Source organism: Pseudomonas sp. TMP9, from assembly GCF_037943105.1.
In the GTDB taxonomy this organism is placed as follows: domain Bacteria; phylum Pseudomonadota; class Gammaproteobacteria; order Pseudomonadales; family Pseudomonadaceae; genus Aquipseudomonas.
Genome location: NZ_CP149803.1, coordinates 324,843 through 344,044, shown reverse-complemented (window position 1 = coordinate 344,044; position 19,202 = coordinate 324,843). Strand labels below are relative to the sequence as shown.

16 protein-coding genes and 1 pseudogene are annotated in these 19,202 nt (G+C 58.7%); 14 read left to right on the top strand and 3 right to left on the bottom strand.

Going from position 1 to position 19,202, the window contains the following annotated elements; genetic code table 11:
- The first annotated feature begins 6 nt into the window (after nt 1-6).
- The 14 genes from WF513_RS01655 (at nt 7) to WF513_RS01590 (ending at nt 17,257) form a co-directional block, all read left to right on the top strand.
- Nucleotides 7-951, top strand: a complete 945-nt coding sequence (locus tag WF513_RS01655; RefSeq protein ID WP_339081022.1) for a choline ABC transporter substrate-binding protein — start codon at nt 7-9, stop codon at nt 949-951.
- Between the two features lie 100 nt (nt 952-1,051).
- Nucleotides 1,052-1,909 carry a glycine betaine ABC transporter substrate-binding protein gene (locus tag WF513_RS01650; protein WP_339081021.1) on the top strand — a complete coding sequence of 286 codons (858 nt, stop codon included), beginning with the start codon at nt 1,052-1,054 and terminating at the stop codon, nt 1,907-1,909.
- 186 nt (nt 1,910-2,095) lie between these two features.
- The gene (gene betI, locus WF513_RS01645; protein ID WP_339081020.1) at nt 2,096-2,689 is read left to right on the top strand and encodes a transcriptional regulator BetI; all 594 of its coding nucleotides are present in this window, start codon (nt 2,096-2,098) and stop codon (nt 2,687-2,689) included.
- Between the two features lie 170 nt (nt 2,690-2,859).
- A complete protein-coding gene (gene betB / locus WF513_RS01640; protein ID WP_339081019.1) occupies nt 2,860-4,329 on the top strand; it encodes a betaine-aldehyde dehydrogenase in 1,470 nt (489 codons plus the stop codon).
- 202 nt (nt 4,330-4,531) lie between these two features.
- The gene (betA, locus tag WF513_RS01635; protein ID WP_339081018.1) at nt 4,532-6,220 is read left to right on the top strand and encodes a choline dehydrogenase; all 1,689 of its coding nucleotides are present in this window, start codon (nt 4,532-4,534) and stop codon (nt 6,218-6,220) included.
- A gap of 213 nt (nt 6,221-6,433) precedes the next feature.
- The gene (gene argS, locus WF513_RS01630) at nt 6,434-8,173 is read left to right on the top strand and encodes an arginine--tRNA ligase (RefSeq protein ID WP_339083370.1); all 1,740 of its coding nucleotides are present in this window, start codon (nt 6,434-6,436) and stop codon (nt 8,171-8,173) included.
- The gene (locus WF513_RS01625) at nt 8,174-8,854 is read left to right on the top strand and encodes an SPOR domain-containing protein (protein WP_339081017.1); all 681 of its coding nucleotides are present in this window, start codon (nt 8,174-8,176) and stop codon (nt 8,852-8,854) included.
- Between the two features lie 140 nt (nt 8,855-8,994).
- Nucleotides 8,995-9,534: an ATP-dependent protease subunit HslV gene (hslV, locus tag WF513_RS01620; protein WP_339081016.1), complete on the top strand. Its 540-nt coding sequence runs from the start codon at nt 8,995-8,997 to the stop codon at nt 9,532-9,534.
- Between the two features lie 153 nt (nt 9,535-9,687).
- Nucleotides 9,688-11,028 carry an HslU--HslV peptidase ATPase subunit gene (hslU, locus tag WF513_RS01615; RefSeq protein WP_339081015.1) on the top strand — a complete coding sequence of 447 codons (1,341 nt, stop codon included), beginning with the start codon at nt 9,688-9,690 and terminating at the stop codon, nt 11,026-11,028.
- A 57-nt stretch (nt 11,029-11,085) separates the two neighbouring features.
- Nucleotides 11,086-11,460 carry a DUF971 domain-containing protein gene (locus WF513_RS01610; protein WP_339081014.1) on the top strand — a complete coding sequence of 125 codons (375 nt, stop codon included), beginning with the start codon at nt 11,086-11,088 and terminating at the stop codon, nt 11,458-11,460.
- Nucleotides 11,461-11,994: 534 nt separating this feature from the next.
- Nucleotides 11,995-13,674, top strand: a complete 1,680-nt coding sequence (gene phaC, locus WF513_RS01605; protein ID WP_339081013.1) for a class II poly(R)-hydroxyalkanoic acid synthase — start codon at nt 11,995-11,997, stop codon at nt 13,672-13,674.
- Nucleotides 13,675-13,831: 157 nt separating this feature from the next.
- A complete protein-coding gene (phaZ, locus tag WF513_RS01600) occupies nt 13,832-14,686 on the top strand; it encodes a poly(3-hydroxyalkanoate) depolymerase (RefSeq protein WP_339081012.1) in 855 nt (284 codons plus the stop codon).
- Nucleotides 14,687-14,872: 186 nt separating this feature from the next.
- Nucleotides 14,873-16,555, top strand: a complete 1,683-nt coding sequence (gene phaC, locus WF513_RS01595; protein WP_339081011.1) for a class II poly(R)-hydroxyalkanoic acid synthase — start codon at nt 14,873-14,875, stop codon at nt 16,553-16,555.
- Between the two features lie 87 nt (nt 16,556-16,642).
- Nucleotides 16,643-17,257, top strand: a complete 615-nt coding sequence (locus WF513_RS01590) for a TetR/AcrR family transcriptional regulator (protein ID WP_339081010.1) — start codon at nt 16,643-16,645, stop codon at nt 17,255-17,257.
- A gap of 105 nt (nt 17,258-17,362) precedes the next feature.
- Here the strand turns inward: WF513_RS01590 and WF513_RS01585 are convergent.
- The 3 genes and pseudogenes from WF513_RS01585 to WF513_RS01575 form a co-directional block, all read right to left on the bottom strand.
- Nucleotides 17,363-18,010: pseudogene (locus WF513_RS01585) on the bottom strand (phasin family protein); the annotation flags it as partial.
- Between the two features lie 13 nt (nt 18,011-18,023).
- Entirely contained in the window at nt 18,024-18,464 is a 441-nt protein-coding gene (locus tag WF513_RS01580; RefSeq protein WP_339081009.1) for a phasin family protein, read from the bottom strand.
- 280 nt (nt 18,465-18,744) lie between these two features.
- Nucleotides 18,745-19,023 carry a polyhydroxyalkanoic acid system family protein gene (locus WF513_RS01575; protein WP_339081008.1) on the bottom strand — a complete coding sequence of 93 codons (279 nt, stop codon included), beginning with the start codon at nt 19,021-19,023 and terminating at the stop codon, nt 18,745-18,747.
- Nucleotides 19,024-19,202: the final 179 nt, after the last annotated feature.

The window sequence follows — 19,202 nt, the reverse complement described above, 5'->3', positions numbered from 1 at the left end:
TTAGCCATGAATTCGATTAAAAGCCTTGCTGGCGTCACCCTGATCAGCTGCGCCCTGACCCAGGCCGCCTTTGCCCAAGAACCCGAAAGCTGTAAGCAGGTGCGCTTTGCGGAAATCGGTTGGGCAGACATTGCCGCCACCACCGGCGTGGCCATGACCCTGACCGAAGGGCTGGGCTACCAGCCGCGCAAAATCATGGCCTCGGTGCCTATTGCATTTACCGGCGTGAAGAAAGGTCAGATTGATGTCTTTCTCGGTTACTGGGCGCCCTCAATGGACGCGGTGATTGAACCATTCCTTAAAGACGACGGCGTCAAAGTGCTGCCCAAGGCCAACCTCGAAGGCGCCAAGTACACCTTGGCGGTGCCGACCTATGCAGCTGAAGCCGGCCTTAAAACGTTTCAGGACATCGCCAAATTTAAAGACCAACTGGGCGGCAAAATCTACGCCATTGAGCCGGGTAACGACGGCAACCTGTTGATCGAGAAGATGATCGAGAACAACCAGTACGCGCTGGGCGACTTCCGCATGGTTGAGTCCAGTGAAGCTGGCATGCTGGTGCAAGTGCAACGCGCGGTAAGAAAGCAACAGCCCGTGGTATTTCTTGGCTGGGCACCGCACCCGATGAACACCCAGCAGGACATCACCTACCTAGACGGCGGTGACGAGGTGTTCGGCCCCGATTATGGCGCGGCCAAAGTCTACACCGTGGTGTCTAAAGGCTACGAGGCGCGCTGCGCCAACGTCGGCAAACTGCTGAATAACCTGCAATTCAGCGTCGAAATTGAAAGCCAGCTGATGGACAAAGTGCTGCAAAAAGAAGACCCCACCACCGTCGCCAAAAACTGGATCCGCGCCAACCCACAGATCCTCGACCAGTGGTTGCAGGGCGTGACCACCTATGACGGTAAAGACGGCACCGCCGCCGTTAAAAAGTACCTCGAACTCTAAGTCCGCCGGGCAGGCGCCAACGCCTGCCCGCGCTGCTGTATGTACCGCCAAACCCGCACCGCCGTTGCACCAGCGGTGTACCTAATGGAGCACATTTATTATGCGTATATTTAAGACTCGTTGCCTGCAAGCACTCGGCGTCGCCACACTGGCGCTGGGCATGTCCAGCGCTATGGCCGCTGACAAGCCAGAGCTGAAAATCGGTTTCGTTAACGGTTGGGACGACAGCGTCGCCACCAGCCATGTGGCTGCAGAAATTCTGCAGAGCAAACTGGGTTACAGCGTCAAAATGCTGCCCGTTGAGCCTGCCATCATGTGGAATGGCGTCGCCCGCGGCGACCTCGACATCACCCTCAGCGCCTGGTTGCCGGTCACCCACGGCGAGTATTACGCCAAGGTCAAAGACAAGGTGGAAACCCTCGGCACCAACTATGACGGCGCAAAAATCGGCCTAGTGGTCCCGGACTATGTCAAAGCCAAAAGCATTGCAGACCTCAATACGTACGCTAAAGACTTCAACGGGCAGATCACCGGCATTGACGCAGGCGCTGGCATCATGGTGCGCACCGAAGAGGCGATTAAGGTCTACAAACTCGACCTAAAACTGCTGAGCAGTTCAGGCCCGGCCATGGCCTCCGCGCTGGCACGCGCCGAAAAATCGCAAAAAGCCATCGTCGTACCGGGCTGGGTACCGCATTGGATGTTCGCCAAGTGGAACCTGCGCTTTCTCGACGACCCACAGAACGTCTTTGGCGACGCTGAGCATGTCGACACCGTGGCTAACCCGAGCCTGAAAGACAAAGCGCCAGAGGCGGTAGCCTTCCTCAACAAGTTCAACTGGAACAGCGCAGAAATTGGCGCGGTGATGCTTGCCGTCCGTGAGGGCGCCAAGCCAGAAGCCGCCGCCAAAGACTGGGTCGCTAAGCACCCAGAGCGTGTGGCCGAATGGCTGAAATAAACCGCCCCGGCGGCTGATTAAAAAAACGGGCGCAGGCCCGTTTTTTAATCCATCACACTGCGCAACTGCAGCAGCGCCCGCATTAACCCTGATCCATGAAAAAGCCGATCGCACGTGGCAAAATGGCTGCCGCCCATGACTGCGCACGCTGGCAGCTCAACCCACCGCCTGTTTACGGAGTGCCAAATGCCCAAGATTGGCATGCAGCCCATTCGCCGCTCACAACTGATTAACGCCACCTTGCAGGCCGTCGACCAAGTCGGCCTGGGTGACGCCAGCATTGCTTACATCGCACGCTTAGCCGGGGTGTCGAATGGCATCATCAGCCATTACTTCAAAGATAAGAACGGCCTGCTTGAAGCGACCATGCGTCACTTGATGCGCTCGCTTAACGTGGCGGTGCGCGAACGCCGTGCCACCCTGTTAGAGGACAGCCCGCGGTTACACCTGCGCGCGATGATCGAAGGCAACTTCGACAGCAGCCAGGTTAACAGCGCCGCGATGAAAACCTGGCTGGCGTTCTGGGCCAGCAGCATGCATCAGCCCTCCCTGCGCCGTTTGCAGCGGGTTAACGACCAGCGTTTGTACTCCAACCTGTGCAGTCAGTTTCTTCGCGCGATGCCCACTGCTGAGGCGCGCCAAGCAGCGCGAGGCTTGGCGGCGTTAATCGACGGTTTATGGCTGCGCGGCGCCCTGACTGGGGAAACCTTCGACACCCAGCAGGCGGCCAACATCGCGTGTGATTACCTTGACTTGCAACTGGGCACCTCTGCCCGTTAGCCATTGCAACCCTGCGGTAAAAACCGCTGCAGGCCACGCCCTGCAAGGGTTTGTGCTTACCTACTGGTTTTTATTGATTGAACGATCAATAAAAATAAAGTAAGCTTGCTAGCTAATTCCCCGCGCCGGGCGGCTCTTACGTCCGCGCTTCACCGACGAGAGGAACGACCATGCCGCGCTTCCCCGAACAAACCCTCTACATCCACGGCGCGCTTAGCGCCGCCAGCAGCAACCGCACCTTTAACAGCCTCAACCCCGCCAACGGCGAGCTACTGGCCGTGGTGCAACACGCCGGCCAAGCTGACGTCGAACGCGCCGTCACCAGTGCGGAGGCCGGGCAAAAAGTCTGGGCGGCGATGACCGCCATGCAGCGTTCGCGCATCTTGCGCAGGGCCGTGGACATCCTGCGTGAGCGCAACGATGAGCTGGCCGCGCTGGAAACCCTCGACACCGGCAAGCCTTTGAGCGAAACCCGCACTGTCGATATCGTCACCGGCGCTGATGTGCTGGAGTACTACGCCGGGCTGATTCCGGCCATCGAAGGCGAGCAAATTCCGCTGCGCGACAGCAGTTTTGTCTACACCCGCCGCGAGCCGTTGGGCGTAGTAGCCGGTATTGGCGCGTGGAATTACCCGATCCAGATCGCTCTATGGAAATCGGCCCCAGCCTTGGCGGCCGGTAATGCGATGATTTTCAAACCCAGTGAAGTCACGCCACTGTCGGCGATAAAGCTCGCGGAAATTTACAGCGAAGCCGGCGTACCAGATGGCGTCTTCAACGTCTTGACCGGCGACGGCCAGGTGGGCCAGTGGCTCACCGAGCACCCGGGCATCGAGAAAATCTCTTTTACCGGCGGCACCGTGACCGGCAAAAAAGTCATGGCCAGCGCCTCCAGCTCGTCACTAAAAGACGTAACCATGGAATTGGGCGGCAAATCGCCCTTGATCATCTTTGAAGACGCTGACCTCGACCGCGCCGCCGATATCGCGGTCATGGCCAACTTCTACAGCTGCGGCCAAGTCTGCACCAATGGTACCCGCGTATTTGTGCCACGCATGCTGCAAGCGCGCTTCGAGGCCAAAGTACTGGAGCGGGTCAAACGCATTCGCCTTGGCGACCCGCAGATCGAGGCCACCAACTTCGGCCCACTGGTCAGCACGGCCCACATGGAAAGCGTGCTCGATTACATCGACAAAGGCCGCAACGAAGGCGCGCGCCTGCTGATTGGCGGTAATCGCGTAACCGAAGGCGAGTACGCCAAGGGCGCCTATGTCGCAGCCACGGTATTCACCGACTGCACAGACCAGATGACCATCGTGCGAGAGGAAATATTCGGCCCGGTCATGAGCATCCTGGTTTACGACACGGAAGAAGAAGTGATCCGCCGCGCCAATGCCACCGACTATGGCTTGGCCGCCGGCGTCGTGACCAGCGACCTGAACCGTGCGCACCGGGTTATCCACCAGCTGGAAGCCGGTATCTGCTGGATCAACACGTGGGGCGAATCGGCAGCGCAAATGCCCGTGGGCGGTTACAAGCAGTCAGGCGTGGGCCGCGAAAACGGCCTGACCACGCTGCTGCATTACACCCGCCTGAAATCAGTGCAGCTCGAAATGGGCGACTACGCCTCGGTGTTCTAAATACCTACTCGCAGGGTGGGTTAGCGACGCGAACGTCTAGGCCTGAAGTCTCAGCGCAAGCAGACGCCTCGTAACCGACCCGCTCACCCGCCCGATCAACCCGCTGGGTTACGGCGCACCAAGATCGGATGAATATCCAAGCCCGGTCTTGCGCCTAACCCACCCTGCGGGTTGCGCAGACCCGCTATTACAGGTGACGACCATGTCTCAAGAATTCGACTACATCATCATCGGCGCCGGCTCAGCCGGTAACGTTTTGGCCACCCGCCTAACTGAAGACACAGGCGTCAGCGTGCTGCTGCTGGAGGCCGGCGGCCCCGATTACCGCCTCGACTTCCGCACGCAGATGCCGGCTGCTCTGGCCTTCCCGCTGCAAGGCAAACGCTACAACTGGGCCTACTTGACCGACCCAGAGCCCCATATGAATAACCGCCGCATGGAATGCGGACGCGGCAAGGGGCTCGGCGGCTCGTCCTTGATCAACGGCATGTGCTACATCCGTGGCAACGCCCTGGATTACGACGGTTGGGCCAAAGAAAAAGGCTTAGAAGACTGGAGCTATCTGGACTGCCTGCCGTATTTTCGCAAGGCAGAAACCCGCGATATCGGCGCCAATGCCTACCACGGCGGCGATGGCCCTGTGTCGGTAAGCACCCCTAAAAGCGGCAATAACCCGTTGTTTCACGCCATGATCGAAGCCGGCGTACAGGCCGGTTACCCTCGCACCTCCGACCTCAACGGCTATCAGCAGGAGGGCTTCGGTCCGATGGACCGCACCGTGACTCCTGAGGGCCGGCGCGCCAGCACGGCACGCGGTTACCTTGATCAGGCCCGCGAGCGGCCGAACCTCACCATCGTCACCCACGCCCTCACCGACCGCATTCTGTTCGACGGCAAACGCGCCAGCGGCGTGGCTTATCTGCAGGGCGACAACGACACCCCAATCACCGTCAATGCGCGCCGCGAGGTGCTGCTGTGCAGCGGCGCGATTGCTTCTCCGCCAGTGCTGCAACGCTCAGGCATTGGCCCAGCAGCGCTGCTGCGCGAGCTGGACATCCCACTGGTGCACGACCTGCCCGGCGTCGGCCAGAACCTGCAAGACCACCTAGAAGTGTACCTGCAGTTCGCCTGCAAGCAGCCGGTGTCGCTGTACCCGGCACTGCAATGGTGGAATCAGCCGATGATTGGTGCCAACTGGCTGTTCCTCGGCAAGGGCATCGGCGCCAGCAACCAGTTTGAAGCTGGCGGCTTTATCCGCTCCAGCGCGGATTTCGCGTGGCCGAACATCCAGTACCACTTCCTGCCGGTAGCGATTAACTACAACGGCAGCAACGCGGTTAATGAACATGGCTTTCAAGCGCACATGGGTTCCATGCGCTCGCCCAGCCGAGGTCGCATTCAGGTCACATCCAAGGACCCGCGCCAGCACCCGAGCATCCTTTTCAATTACATGGCGCACGAGCAGGACTGGCGTGAGTTCCGCGACGGCATCCGCATCACCCGTGAAATCATGGCGCAATCCGCGCTGGACCCTTATCGCGGCAGCGAGATCAGCCCCGGCCAGGACGTGCAAACCGACGCCCAACTGGATGACTTCATCCGTGAACACGCCGAAACCGCCTACCACCCATGCGGCTCGTGCAAGATGGGTGAAGACGCTCTGGCAGTAGTTGACGGCCAAGGCCGAGTGCATGGCGTGCAAGGCTTGCGCGTGGTGGATGCCTCGATCATGCCGCAGATTACCACCGGTAATCTGAATGCACCGACCATCATGATGGCCGAGAAGATTGCCGACAAAATCCGCGGCCGCAGCTCTTTGCCGCGTAGCACGGCGCCTTTTTACGTGGCCGGCAACGCCGCGGCGCGTCTAACCTCGCAGCGCTCTGCCTAGTCAGCGCGATCAACCGTAGCCCGGATGCAATCCAGGAGCCGCTTTGTAGGTGCCGACGGGTCCCGGATTTCATCCGGGCTACACAGCAGCGCGCTGGCCTTTAGCCGGTGGAAACCACGCGCTGCTTGAAGCGACAAGCGAAGCGCGTCGATAATGCGCAATTTTCAACCAGCGCCATTGTGCGCCGCCGCCCGTCGGCCGACCGAGCAGACCATGAAAGACAGCATTCGCCACCTGATTCAGCACGCCCTGACCCGCCTCACCGCCGACGGCGTGCTGCCGCAAGGCCTGAGCCCGGCCATTCAAGTGGAGAACACCAAAGACAAAACTCACGGCGACTTTGCCAGCAACATCGCCATGATGCTCGCCAAGCCCGCCGGCCTGAAACCGCGTGAGCTGGCTGAACAGCTAATTGCCGCACTGCCGGCTGACGCGGGCATCACTAAGGTCGAAATCGCCGGCCCGGGCTTCCTTAACTTCTATCAAAATACCCAAGCGTTGGCCGCGCGCTTGGATGCTCTGCTCGCCGACGCCACGCTTGGCGTGCGCAAACAGGGCGCTGCACAGCGCGTAGTGGTCGACCTCTCGGCCCCCAACCTGGCTAAAGAGATGCACGTTGGCCACCTGCGCTCGACCATCATCGGCGACGGTGTGGCGCGGGTGCTGGAGTTCCTCGGTGACGAGGTGATCCGCCAGAACCATGTGGGCGACTGGGGCACCCAGTTCGGCATGCTGCTGGCCTACATGCAGGAGAACCCAGCGGCGGTCGACAGCCAGCTGGCTGACCTCGAAGGCTTCTATCGCGCGGCGAAAAAACGTTTCGATGAGTCCGCCGAGTTCGCCGAGCGCGCCCGCGCGCTGGTGGTGCAGTTGCAGGCCGGCGATGCTGAATGCCTGCGCCTGTGGCACCGCTTTAACGATATTTCCCTGAGCCACTGCCAGGCGCTCTACGATCGCTTGGGCGTAAAGCTCTCCATGGCCGACGTCAAAGGCGAAAGTGCCTACAACGACGACCTAGCCAACGTAGTCGCTGACCTCAAGGCCAAGGGCCTGCTCAGCGAAAGCGACGGCGCGCAGTGCGTGTTTATGGAGGCTTTCAGCAATGCCGAGGGCAACCCGCTGCCGTTGATCGTGCAGAAAGCCGGTGGCGGTTACCTCTACGCCACCACCGACTTGGCCGCCACCCGTTACCGCGCGGGCGTGTTAAAAGCCGACCGCGCCCTGTACTTCGTCGATCAGCGCCAAGCCCTGCACTTCCAGATGGTCTTCACCGCCGCGCGCCTGGCCGACTTCGTCCCCGCCAGCATGCAACTGGAGCACATGGGCTTCGGCACCATGAACGGCGCCGACGGTCGTCCATTTAAGACCCGCGACGGCGGCACGGTGAAGCTGGTCGACCTGCTCGATGAAGCCGAAGAACGCGCCTACAGCTTGGTTAAGGGTAAGAACCCTGAGCTGGGCGAAGCAGAGCTGCGCCAGATCGCCCGCGCCGTGGGCATTGGCGCGGTGAAATATGCCGACCTGTCCAAGCACCGCACCAGCGACTACCGCTTCAACTTCGAGCTGATGCTGAGCTTCGAGGGCAACACAGCGCCTTACCTGCTGTACGCCTACACCCGTGTGGCCAGCGTGTTCCGCAAACTGGGCAAGGGCTTTGATGAGGTCGCCGGCACGCTTGATTTGCAGGCCACCCACGAAATCGAGCTGGCCGGCAAACTCGCGCAATTCAATGAAGTGCTTAGCAGCGTTGCTGACAAAGGTGAGCCGCACTTGCTCTGCGCCTACCTGTATGACCTAGCCGGCTTGTTCTCCAGCTTCTACGAGAATTGCCCGATCCTTTCCACCGAGGATGAGGCCGTGCGCAACAGCCGCCTGCGCCTGGCTGCGCTGACCGCACGCACCCTCAAGCAGGGCCTGGAACTGCTCGGTCTGGAAACACTGGAGCGCATGTAAGTGGCTGCCAAGAAAAAACCGGCCCCTAAACGCGGCGCCAGCCGCTACCAAGCCCCGGCGAAAAAACCGGTGCCGGGTTGGTTCTGGCTGGTCTGCGGCCTGGTGATTGGCGGCTTTATGGTGTTTTTGTTCAGCCTCGAACCAGGTCGCGATGAAATCAAGCGCAATAAAGTTGAAGAGGCGCGCGTCAAGCAGGCCAATAAAGCAGCAGCGGCTAAGCCCGCCAGCAGCGAGCCGGCCAAGCCCAAATATGATTTCTACACCCTGCTGCCCGAATCGGAAGTCATCCTGCCGCAGCAGGCCATAGAACCGCCTGTGCCACCTGCGCAAAAACCCGTTACGCCAGAGGAAGCGGCAAAAATTGACGCGGCCCGCGCTCAGGCGGCGCTTAACGGTGAAGTTCCACCGCCACCGCCCGTCATCGCTAAAGGGCCAGTCACCTCGCAATTTTTCCTGCAGGCTGGCTCGTTCCGCCGCAAAGATGATGCTGACACCTTGCGCGCACAGCTGATCTTGCTCGGGCAAAGCGTGCAGGTGGAGTCCGGCACGGTGCGCGAAGAAACCTGGCACCGCGTATTGGTCGGTCCCTTCGCCACGCGCGAACAGCTCGGCAACGCGCAGAAGTCTCTGGCTGCCAGCGGTTTCAGCAACCTGCTGTTACAGCAGCGCCAAGCGCAATAAATTCAGCGATTGCAGGCCTTGGGCAGTCTTCGATGAGTTTTTTGTCGGACAGCAGACTGCCTAGGGCTTGAAGCCAGCCAGCGCTGCCCCCACTTCATCAGCATTGGGCATTTTCGCCCCGCTGCGTGGAGACGCTCCCCTTGACCACCATCGTTTCAGTGCGCCGCAACGGCAAAGTCGTCATGGGCGGCGACGGCCAAGTATCCCTCGGCAATACCGTGATGAAAGGCAACGCGAAAAAAGTTCGCCGCCTGTACCACGGCCAAGTGCTGGCCGGTTTCGCCGGCGCCACCGCCGATGCCTTTACCCTATTTGAACGTTTTGAAGGCCAGCTGGAGAAACACCAGGGCAATCTGGTGCGCGCCGCCGTCGAGCTGGCTAAAGATTGGCGCACCGACCGCTCCCTAAGCCGGCTGGAAGCCATGCTGGCCGTGGCCAACAAAGACGCTTCGTTAATTATCACCGGCAACGGTGACGTGGTTGAGCCTGAACACGGCCTGATTGCCATGGGTTCCGGTGGCGGCTTCGCCCAAGCCGCCGCCATGGCCTTGCTGCAGAAAACCGAATTGAGCGCCCGTGAAATCACCGAAACCGCGCTGCACATTGCCGGCTCCATCTGTGTCTTCACTAACCAAAACCTAACTATCGAAGAAGAAGACTGCGCCGATCAGACCGTTTAAAGCTGCTGCGCTCGGCCATGCTGCGTTTAAAGCAGGCTCGGAATGCTCATTTACAGACGTAAACTCCGCTTCCTCGCCTCCTTTCGCCTTGTCTGACCGTCGCTCGCGACGCTTTAAACACCCTGATTAGCGGTCTTTTCTGGAGTACGCCGCATGTCCATGACGCCCCGCGAGATCGTTCACGAGCTTAACCGCCACATCATCGGTCAGGACGACGCTAAGCGCGCCGTGGCCATCGCCCTGCGCAACCGCTGGCGGCGCATGCAGCTACCACTCGAGCTGCGGGCTGAAGTGACGCCGAAGAACATCCTGATGATCGGCCCAACCGGTGTCGGCAAAACCGAAATTGCCCGCCGTCTGGCCAAGCTGGCCAATGCACCGTTTATCAAGGTGGAAGCGACCAAGTTCACCGAAGTGGGTTATGTCGGCCGCGATGTAGAGTCGATCATCCGTGATCTTGCCGATGCGGCGATTAAGATGCTGCGCGAGCAGGAGATGATCAAAGTTCGCCACCGCGCCGAAGATGCCGCTGAAGAACGCATCCTCGATGCCCTGCTGCCGCCAGCGCGCGCGGGCTTTAACGAAGACCCAGCACCAAGCAACGATTCCAACACCCGCCAGCTGTTTCGCAAGCGCTTGCGCGAAGGTCAGCTGGACGACAAGGACATCGAGATCGAAGTGGCCGACGCCCCGGCCGGTATCGAAATCATGACCCCGCCAGGCATGGAAGAGATGACCAACCAGCTGCAAAACCTGTTTTCCAGCATGGGTAAGGGTAAGCAGAAGAGCCGCAAGCTCAAGGTCAAGGAAGCCCTGAAGCTGGTGCGCGATGAAGAAGCCGCGCGCCTGGTCAACGAAGAAGAACTCAAGGCACAGGCCCTGGAGGCCGTCGAGCAGAACGGTATCGTGTTTATCGATGAGATCGACAAGGTGGCCAAGCGCGGCAACACCAGCGGCGCCGATGTATCCCGCGAAGGCGTACAGCGCGACCTGCTGCCACTGATCGAAGGCTGCACGGTGAACACCAAGCTGGGCATGGTGAAAACCGATCACATTCTGTTTATCGCCTCCGGCGCGTTCCACCTGAGCAAACCGAGCGATTTGGTGCCCGAGCTGCAAGGCCGTCTGCCGATCCGCGTCGAGCTGAAAGCCCTGACCCCAGAAGACTTCGAGCGCATCCTCACCGAGCCGCACGCCTCGCTCACCGAGCAATACGCGGCGCTGCTGAACACCGAGGGGCTGGGTATCCAGTTCGTCGCCGAGGGCATCAAGCGCATCGCCGAGATTGCCTATCAGGTTAACGAGAAGACCGAGAACATCGGCGCGCGCCGCCTACACACCTTGCTTGAACGCCTGTTGGAGGAAGTCTCCTTTAGCGCCGGCGACTTGGCTGGCCTGCAGAATGGCACGCCAATCGTGATCGACGCGGCCTACGTCAACAGTCACCTTGGCGAGTTGGCCCAGGATGAAGATCTGTCGCGCTATATTCTGTAACCACTCCCTCCCCTTAGCCCGGATGCAATCCGGGCTACGCCGCCTCTGGAATCGAGCATGCGCATCCCCACGGCCATCAAACTGCACAAAGTCTCGAAAACTCTGGAACTGCACTACGCAGATAACGAGATCTACAGCCTGCCGGCTGAGTTCCTGCGCGTGCACTCGCCCTCGGCAGAAGTACAGGGCCACGGCAAACCGATCCTGCAAACCGGCAAGCTCGGTGTTGGCCTTAGCAAAATCGAGCCCGCCGGTAATTACGCACTCAAGCTGAGCTTCGATGACGGCCACGACAGTGGCTTGTTCACCTGGGATTACCTTGAGCAACTGGCATTGCGCCAAACTGAGCTATGGAACGATTACCTCGCCACCTTGAGTGCCGCCGGAAAATCTCGTGACCCCAACGAAAGCCGGGTCAAGTTGATGCTCTGACACGCCTAAGCGCCAGCCTTTTAGATTCTGACTGTGGCGCAACTGTTTTCGCCGACCCTTGGCGCGTCATAGGCCACTGCCTCATCCTGATCAAACCGCTCTAGTCAGAGGTTTATGGCCGGTTAGAGCGCATTTTCTAATCCTTCTCTGCATACTCTTACAGCGCTGGGCAGAATCGCGGCTCACTTGCACAAATTGATAAACTCGGGTAACCAAGTAGCTGGAAGTTTTGCCGTTGCGGGCCTCGCCATCAACGGCAAAAATTGCGGAGCGATCCGCCCTTGGTAATCCGGGCAATACCCGGCCCGCATAACCTGTTTTAAAGTTTCGCGAGCGAGCGCCATGCAGGGTAGAAAAAGATCGGCAACGGGCTTGGTTCGTGTACTCCCTGTACATGAGTACCTGATGCCCCGCATTCCGGCCTTTTTTTAACGCAGCAGGCCTTAGCGCAATAGACTTGGATGGGTTCTAGCCCTGTGTCGCCGTGCACAGCAATACGCCGGTATTTCGTCTCAGGACAATGGAGCGTTGTAGATGACAAATAAGAATAATGATGACCTTAAGCTGCAAGCTTCCGAGAACACCCTGGGGCTCAACCCAGTCATCGGTATCCGTGGCAAAGATTTGCTGAGCTCGGCCCGCGTCGTGCTCAAACAAGCGCTCAAGCAACCGTTGCATAGCGCCAAACACCTCGCCCACTTCAGCATCGAGCTGAAGAATGTGATGTTCGGCCAATCCGACCTCACCCCGAACGACGGTGACCGCCGCTTTGCTGATCCCGCCTGGAGCCAGAATCCGCTGTATCGCCGCTACCTGCAGACTTATTTGGCCTGGCGCAAAGAACTGCACGACTGGATCGAGCACAGCAACCTGTCCGAACAGGACGCCAGCCGTGGCCATTTCGTGATCAACCTCATGACCGAGGCCATGGCGCCCACGAACAGCATGGCCAACCCGGCGGCCGTCAAGCGCTTCTTTGAAACCGGCGGCAAGAGCCTGCTTGACGGCCTAGGTCATTTGGCCAAAGACATCGTCAATAACGGCGGCATGCCCAGCCAAGTCAACATGAATGCCTTCGAAGTCGGTAAAAGCCTCGCCACTAGCGAGGGTGCGGTGATTTTCCGTAACGACCTGCTGGAGTTGATCCAGTACAAGCCGCTCACCGAGCAAGTGCAGCAGCGTCCATTGCTGGTGGTGCCGCCACAGATCAACAAGTTTTATGTGTTCGATTTATCGCCAGAAAAGAGCGTGGCGCGCTTCCTGTTGCGCAACGGTATTCAGACCTTCGTGGTGAGCTGGCGCAACCCGACCAAGGCGCACCGTGAATGGGGCCTGTCGACGTACATCGAGGCATTGAAAGAAGCCATTGATGTGGTCTCCGCCGTTACCGGCAGCAAAGATATCAACATGCTCGGCGCCTGCTCCGGCGGTCTCACCACCACCTCGCTGCTCGGCCATTACGCCGCCCTTGGCGAGAAGAAGGTGCATGCCCTGACCCTGCTGGTGAGCGTGCTGGATAATCGCCTGGAAACTGATGTGGCGTTATTCGCCGACGAGAAAAGCCTTGAAATGGCCAAGCGCCGCTCTTACCAAGCCGGCGTGCTCGAAGGCAAAGACATGGCCAAGGTATTTGCCTGGATGCGCCCCAATGACCTGATCTGGAACTACTGGGTTAATAACTATTTGCTCGGTAACGAGCCGCCGGTGTTCGACATCCTGCACTGGAACAACGACACCACACGCCTACCCGCGGCACTGCACGGCGAGTTTATTGACATGTTCACCTCCAACCCGCTGATCCGCGCGGGCGCACTGGAAGTCTGCGGCACGCCGATCGACCTCAAACAGATCACCAGCGACCTGTATTGCCTGGCCGGTACCACCGACCACATTACCCCGTGGGAGTCTTGCTACAAATCGGCCAACCTGTTTGGCGGCAATGTTGAGTTTGTACTGTCCAACAGCGGGCACATCCAAAGCATCCTTAACCCGCCGGGCAACCCGAAAGCGCGCTATATGACCAATACCCAGATGCATGCGGACCCGAAAACGTGGCAAGCCACGTCGACCAAGCACGCCGACTCTTGGTGGCTGCATTGGCAAACCTGGCTCGGCCAGCGTTCCGGTGAGCAGAAAAAAGCGCCGAGCCATTTGGGCAACAAAAAATACCCGGCGGGCGAAGCAGCTCCCGGTACTTACGTGCACGAACGTTAACCTCCTGCGCACTGCGCAACACTGCCCGCGGCACTGGATGTGCCGCTCGCCCACCGGCTCAGTTGAACAGGTGTCGCGAACCAGGCTTCGCCCTGGCGTTTCTGGAAAAGACCCGGAGGGTCTGCTTCAGCGTTTTAACTGACTAGGGCTTCTGCGCATGTCGCTACCTTTCGTATTTCGCACCATCGAACTGGACGGCCAGACCCTCCGCACCGCTGTTCGCCCCGGCAACGGCACGATGACGCCGCTGCTGATTTTCAATGGCATCGGCGCCAACTTAGAGCTGGTCATGCCGTTTGTCCGCGCCCTTGATCCAAACCTTGAAGTGATTGCCTTCGATGTGCCCGGCGTCGGCGGCTCGTCCACGCCCAGCACGCCGTATCGTTTCCCAGGGTTGGCTAAACTGGCGGCGCGCATGCTCGATTACCTCGACTATGGCCAAGTCAACGCGATTGGCGTGTCGTGGGGCGGCGCCTTGGCGCAGCAGTTCGCCCATGACTACCCGGAGCGCTGCAAGAAGCTGATTCTCGCCGCCACCTCGGCCGGCGCAGTCATGGTGCCCGGCAAACCCAAGGTGCTGTGGTGCATGGCCAGCCCGCGGCGCTATGTGCAGCCATCTTACGGCGTGCAAATCGCTCCGCAAATCTACGGTGGCGCATTCCGCCGCGACCCGAAACTGGCCCTGGCGCATGCCAGTAAAGTGCGTTCAGGCGGCAAGATGGGTTACTACTGGCAGCTGTTCGCCGGCCTTGGTTGGACCAGCATCCATTGGTTACACAAGATCCGCCAACCAACCTTGGTCATGGCCGGTGATGATGACCCGTTGATCCCATTGGTGAATATGCGCCTGTTGGCTTGGCGCATCCCTAATTCAGAACTGCATGTGATCGACGATGGTCACCTGTTTTTAGTGACTCGTGCGGAAGCTGTTGCGCCGATCATCATGAAATTCCTGGAAGAGGAACGTCAGCGCGCGGTCATGCATCCACAACCGGCACGCACGCACAGTTAACCGCGCGAATAACCCTGCGCACTGGCGCTGTGCCTTTGACTGAATGCTTGACCCACTTTCGGGCACGCTGTATTACCTAAAAGCCCGCGAACAGCAGCCTAGAGGGCGCTGGCGAACATTGGTACAAGCCTTGCTGCTGCGCTAGCAACCTTGATGTCTCATGGTTTGACAACGGAGTGTTGCCCAATGCGAGACCAGCCCGCTAAACGCACCCTGCCTATTCGCAGCAATGTGATGAATGGCCAAAACGCCGTGGTGGGTCTGCGCGGTCGTGACCTGCTCTCTACACTGCGCGGTTTGGCCCTACAGGGCTTTAAGCAACCCGTGCACACCGCCCGTCATGCACTGGCCCTAGGCGGCCAATTGGGCCGCGTGCTGCTGGGCGATAAGCCGTTCAAGGTTAACCCGCAAGACCTGCGTTTTGCCGATCCGACTTGGCGGGATAACCCATTCTACAGCCGCAGCTTGCAAGGCTATTTGGCTTGTCAGAAGCAGCTGAACAGCTGGATCGATGAAAGCAACCTAAGCGAAGACGACCGCGCCCGTGCACGCTTTGTGGCCACCTTGCTGGGTGATGCCCTGGCGCCGTCTAACACGCCACTTAATCCGCAAGTGATCAAGGAACTGCTCAACAGCGGCGGTAGTAGCTTATTCAAGGGCATGCGCCACCTGCTTGATGATCTGTTGAACAACAACGGCATGCCCAGCCAAGTGAATAAACATGCGTTTGAGGTGGGTGGTAACTTGGCGGCCACCAGTGGCGCTGTGGTGTTTCGCAATGAGTTGTTGGAGCTCATCCAGTACAAGCCCATGAGTGAAAAACAGTACGCCAAACCGCTGTTGATCGTGCCGCCGCAAATCAATAAGTTCTATATTTTCGATCTTTCCAGCGAGAAGAGTTTCGTCCAGTACGCACTCAAAAACGGCCTGCAAACGTTCGTCGTCAGCTGGCGCAACCCCGATCCACGCCACCGCGAATGGGGCTTGTCGAGTTATGTGCAGGCCCTGGAAGCCGCCATCGACACCTGCCGCGACATCACCGGCAGCAAGGACGTCAACCTACTCGGCGCCTGCGCCGGCGGCTTGACCATTGCTGCCCTGCAGGGCCATTTGCAGGCCAAACGGCAACTGCACAAAGTGGCCAGCGCCACGTACATGGTCAGCCTGCTGGACAGCCAGATCGACAGCCCAGCCATGCTGTTTGCCGACGAACTGACGCTGGAGGCGGCCAAACGTCGCTCCTATCAACAGGGCGTACTGGATGGGCGCGACATGGCACGGGTGTTTGCCTGGATGCGTCCTAACGATCTGATCTGGAATTATTGGATCAACAACTACCTGCTGGGCAAGCAACCGCCGGCCTTCGATATTCTCTATTGGAACAACGACAACACCCGTTTACCGGCGGCGTTGCATGGCGACCTGATCGACTTCTTCAAGCACAACCCGCTTGCCCATCCGCGCGGCTTAGAAGTCTGTGGCACGCCGGTCGACCTGAGCAAGGTGACGGTGGACAGCTTTAGCATCGCCGGTATTAACGACCACATCACGCCGTGGGATGCGGTATATCGCTCGACACTGCTGCTGGGCGGTAATCGACGTTTTGTCCTGTCCAATAGCGGGCATATTCAGAGCATTCTCAACCCGCCGGGTAACCCCAAATCTAACTACCTAGTAAACCCTGAGCTGGCCGGCGACCCACGCGCCTGGTACCACGCTGCAGAACACGTGCAAGGCAGTTGGTGGCCGCTATGGCTGGACTGGCTACAGGCACGCTCAGGCGAGCAGAAAGACACCCTTATGGCTTTAGGTAACCAACACTACCCGGCCATGCAAGCGGCTCCCGGTACCTATGTGCATGTGCGCTAAAACAATGACCTCGGCGTGAGCAAACTGACCGCCGCCTGATGCAGGTAAGCACGGTCAGATTTTCTGCGGACACAATAAGAAGAACCCATGAAGACCCGCGACAGAATCCTTGAATGTGCCCTGCTGCTTTTCAATCAGAAGGGCGAGCCCAATGTATCCACCCTAGAAATAGCCAACGAACTGGGTATCAGTCCGGGCAATCTGTACTACCACTTCCACGGTAAAGAGCCGCTGATCCTCGGCCTGTTCGAGCGTTTTCAAGCAGAGCTGGCCCCGCTGCTATCGCCGCCAGACGATGTGCAGTTGGATGTAGAAGATTATTGGCTGTTTCTGCACTTAATTGTCGAGCGCTTAGCCCACTACCGCTTTCTGTTCCAAGACTTGTCCAACCTGACCAGCCGCCTACCGAAACTGGAACGTGGCATGCGTCATTGGCTAAATAACCTCAAGCGCACCTTGGCAGAGTTGCTGGCCCGGCTGCAAATCGATGGTCAGCTGCAAAGCAATACCCAAGCGCTGGGTCAGCTGGTCGAGCAAATCACCCTAACCCTGCTGTTCTCACTCGACTACCAACGCATCATCGGCCGTGACGGCGAGAGTCGCCTGGTGGTGTACCAAGTGATGATGCTGGTGGCGCCGCATCTGGCTGAGGAACCACGTTACGCCGCTGAACATTTGGCGCAGCGCTACTTAGAAGATTAAACGCGCGCATCAACGAAAACGCCCAGCACAAGGCTGGGCGTTTTTGACTGCAGCTTAGTCTTACGACTGAGTGACAGGCGCTACCGGTGCCGCGGGCGCCGCAACTGCAGCAGGTGCTGCAGCTACGGGTGCAACTGGCTTAGCAGCAGCAGGCTTAGCGGCTGGTTTAGCAGCCGGCTTCGCGGCTGGCTTAGCGACAGCTTTGGCAGCAGGCTTGGCAGGCGCTTTTACCGCTAGCTTGGCGGCGGGCTTAGCAACCGGCTTAGCCGCCACTTTTGCAGCAGGCTTGGCCGCTACTTTCTTGACCGCAGACTTAACCGACTTAACCGAAACGCCGGTCAGTTGCTCGATCTGCTTGGTAAGAGTTTCAACTTTAGCGTTGAGCGCTTTCACTTCATTGCGGCTTGGTACGCCGAGACGCGAAATGGCATTGTTCAAACGCTTGTCGAAAGCCTCTTCCAGCTCGCCCCACTTGCCCATCGCCTTGTCTTTAACTTCATCAACGCGCGACTTAGCCGTGTCCACTGTAGTGTTCACGGTGCTTTTCACGGCGCCGACTTGCTTATCAACTTCGGTTTTGGCTTGCTTCTCAGCCTTCTCGCCATCCTTAACCAGCGTGTCGAACAGCTTGTTGCCGTCCTTGCTGACTTTGGAGTAAGCGCCCAGGCCCGCCAACCAGATTTGACGCGAGTACTTTTCTACTTCGCCAATCCAGGAAGTGGTTTGCTTTTCGGTTTTCTTTTTAACGGCCATTGTGCTGATCTCCTTATTTGGTACGCGCGACGTGATCGAGCAACGCGCTCAACTGATCCAGCTTAGCAGACAGTACTTCAACATCCTGCTTGGACGGAATGCCAAGGCGGTTCAGTGCGCTTGCTACACGGTTATCGAAGGCTTTCTCGATTTTGTCGAGCTGCACTTCAAACTTGCCTTTCACGCTGCTGACGTTGGTGGTGACAGTGCTCTTAACGCTGTCAATCTGGCTGTTAGCCGCATCAACTTGCTGGTTAACCAGCTTTTTGCCCTGCTTTTCAACGCCTTCGCCACTTTTGACGAGGTCCTTGAAGTACTCAGAGCCTTCCTGACCGGCTTTGGCGTATGCGCCCAGACCTGCCAACCAGATTTTGCGGGCGTAAACTTTAGCGTCGCTCAGCACGCCGGTGCTTTCTTCAACGACAACTTTCTTTTTAACGGCAACTTTAGACATGGTGCACCTCACTCTAAGTGTTTCGAGGAAACGCCCACGGGATGCAGGCTTAGGAGCAAGGTACCGATGAAAATTAGAAACCGCATACTAAGCGTAGAAAAAATTGCCGGGAGCAATTTTTAACGTCGCGCAGCGACGGCCCGCAGGGTGGCTGCCAGGGAGGGCAGGCCATCAAAAATTGCCGGGAGCAATTTCTAACATCGCACAGCGACGGCCCGTAGGGTGGCTATCAGAGATGGCAGACCATCAAAAATTACCAAACGCAATTTTAAACAGCACCTCAGGCCTGCAGGTTCTTATCCAACACCTCTTCGATTTCACGCTTGATGCTGCTGCTCATCGCGGACAACAGCAAGCCCAAACTGAGCTGCACGCGCACGCTGTTTTCATGCACCTCAATCCGGCCGTCAGCCCCGCTGCGTTTAAATTCTAGGCTGTCGCCATTCCAGCGGTAACGCACGTCATATTGACGAGCAAGGCGCTGGGCCAGTTGTTCGGCTTTCTCACGGGCCACTTCGCGGCCTAGGGAGTGCGGACGTTCAATAGTGATCTTGGCCATGGCCTTTCTCCTCGCCAGTTAACTGCGACCTTAAGTCGCTGCGACTATAGCAAGGCTGTCGCCCGCTCGCTGCAAGCAACTCTGGCGACAAAAACGACCACGTATCTTTGTCCTTTGCCGCGTAAGGCCCAAACCCAGCAGGGCCTTTTGGGTTTAGAATGACCGCCAGTTAGAGACAG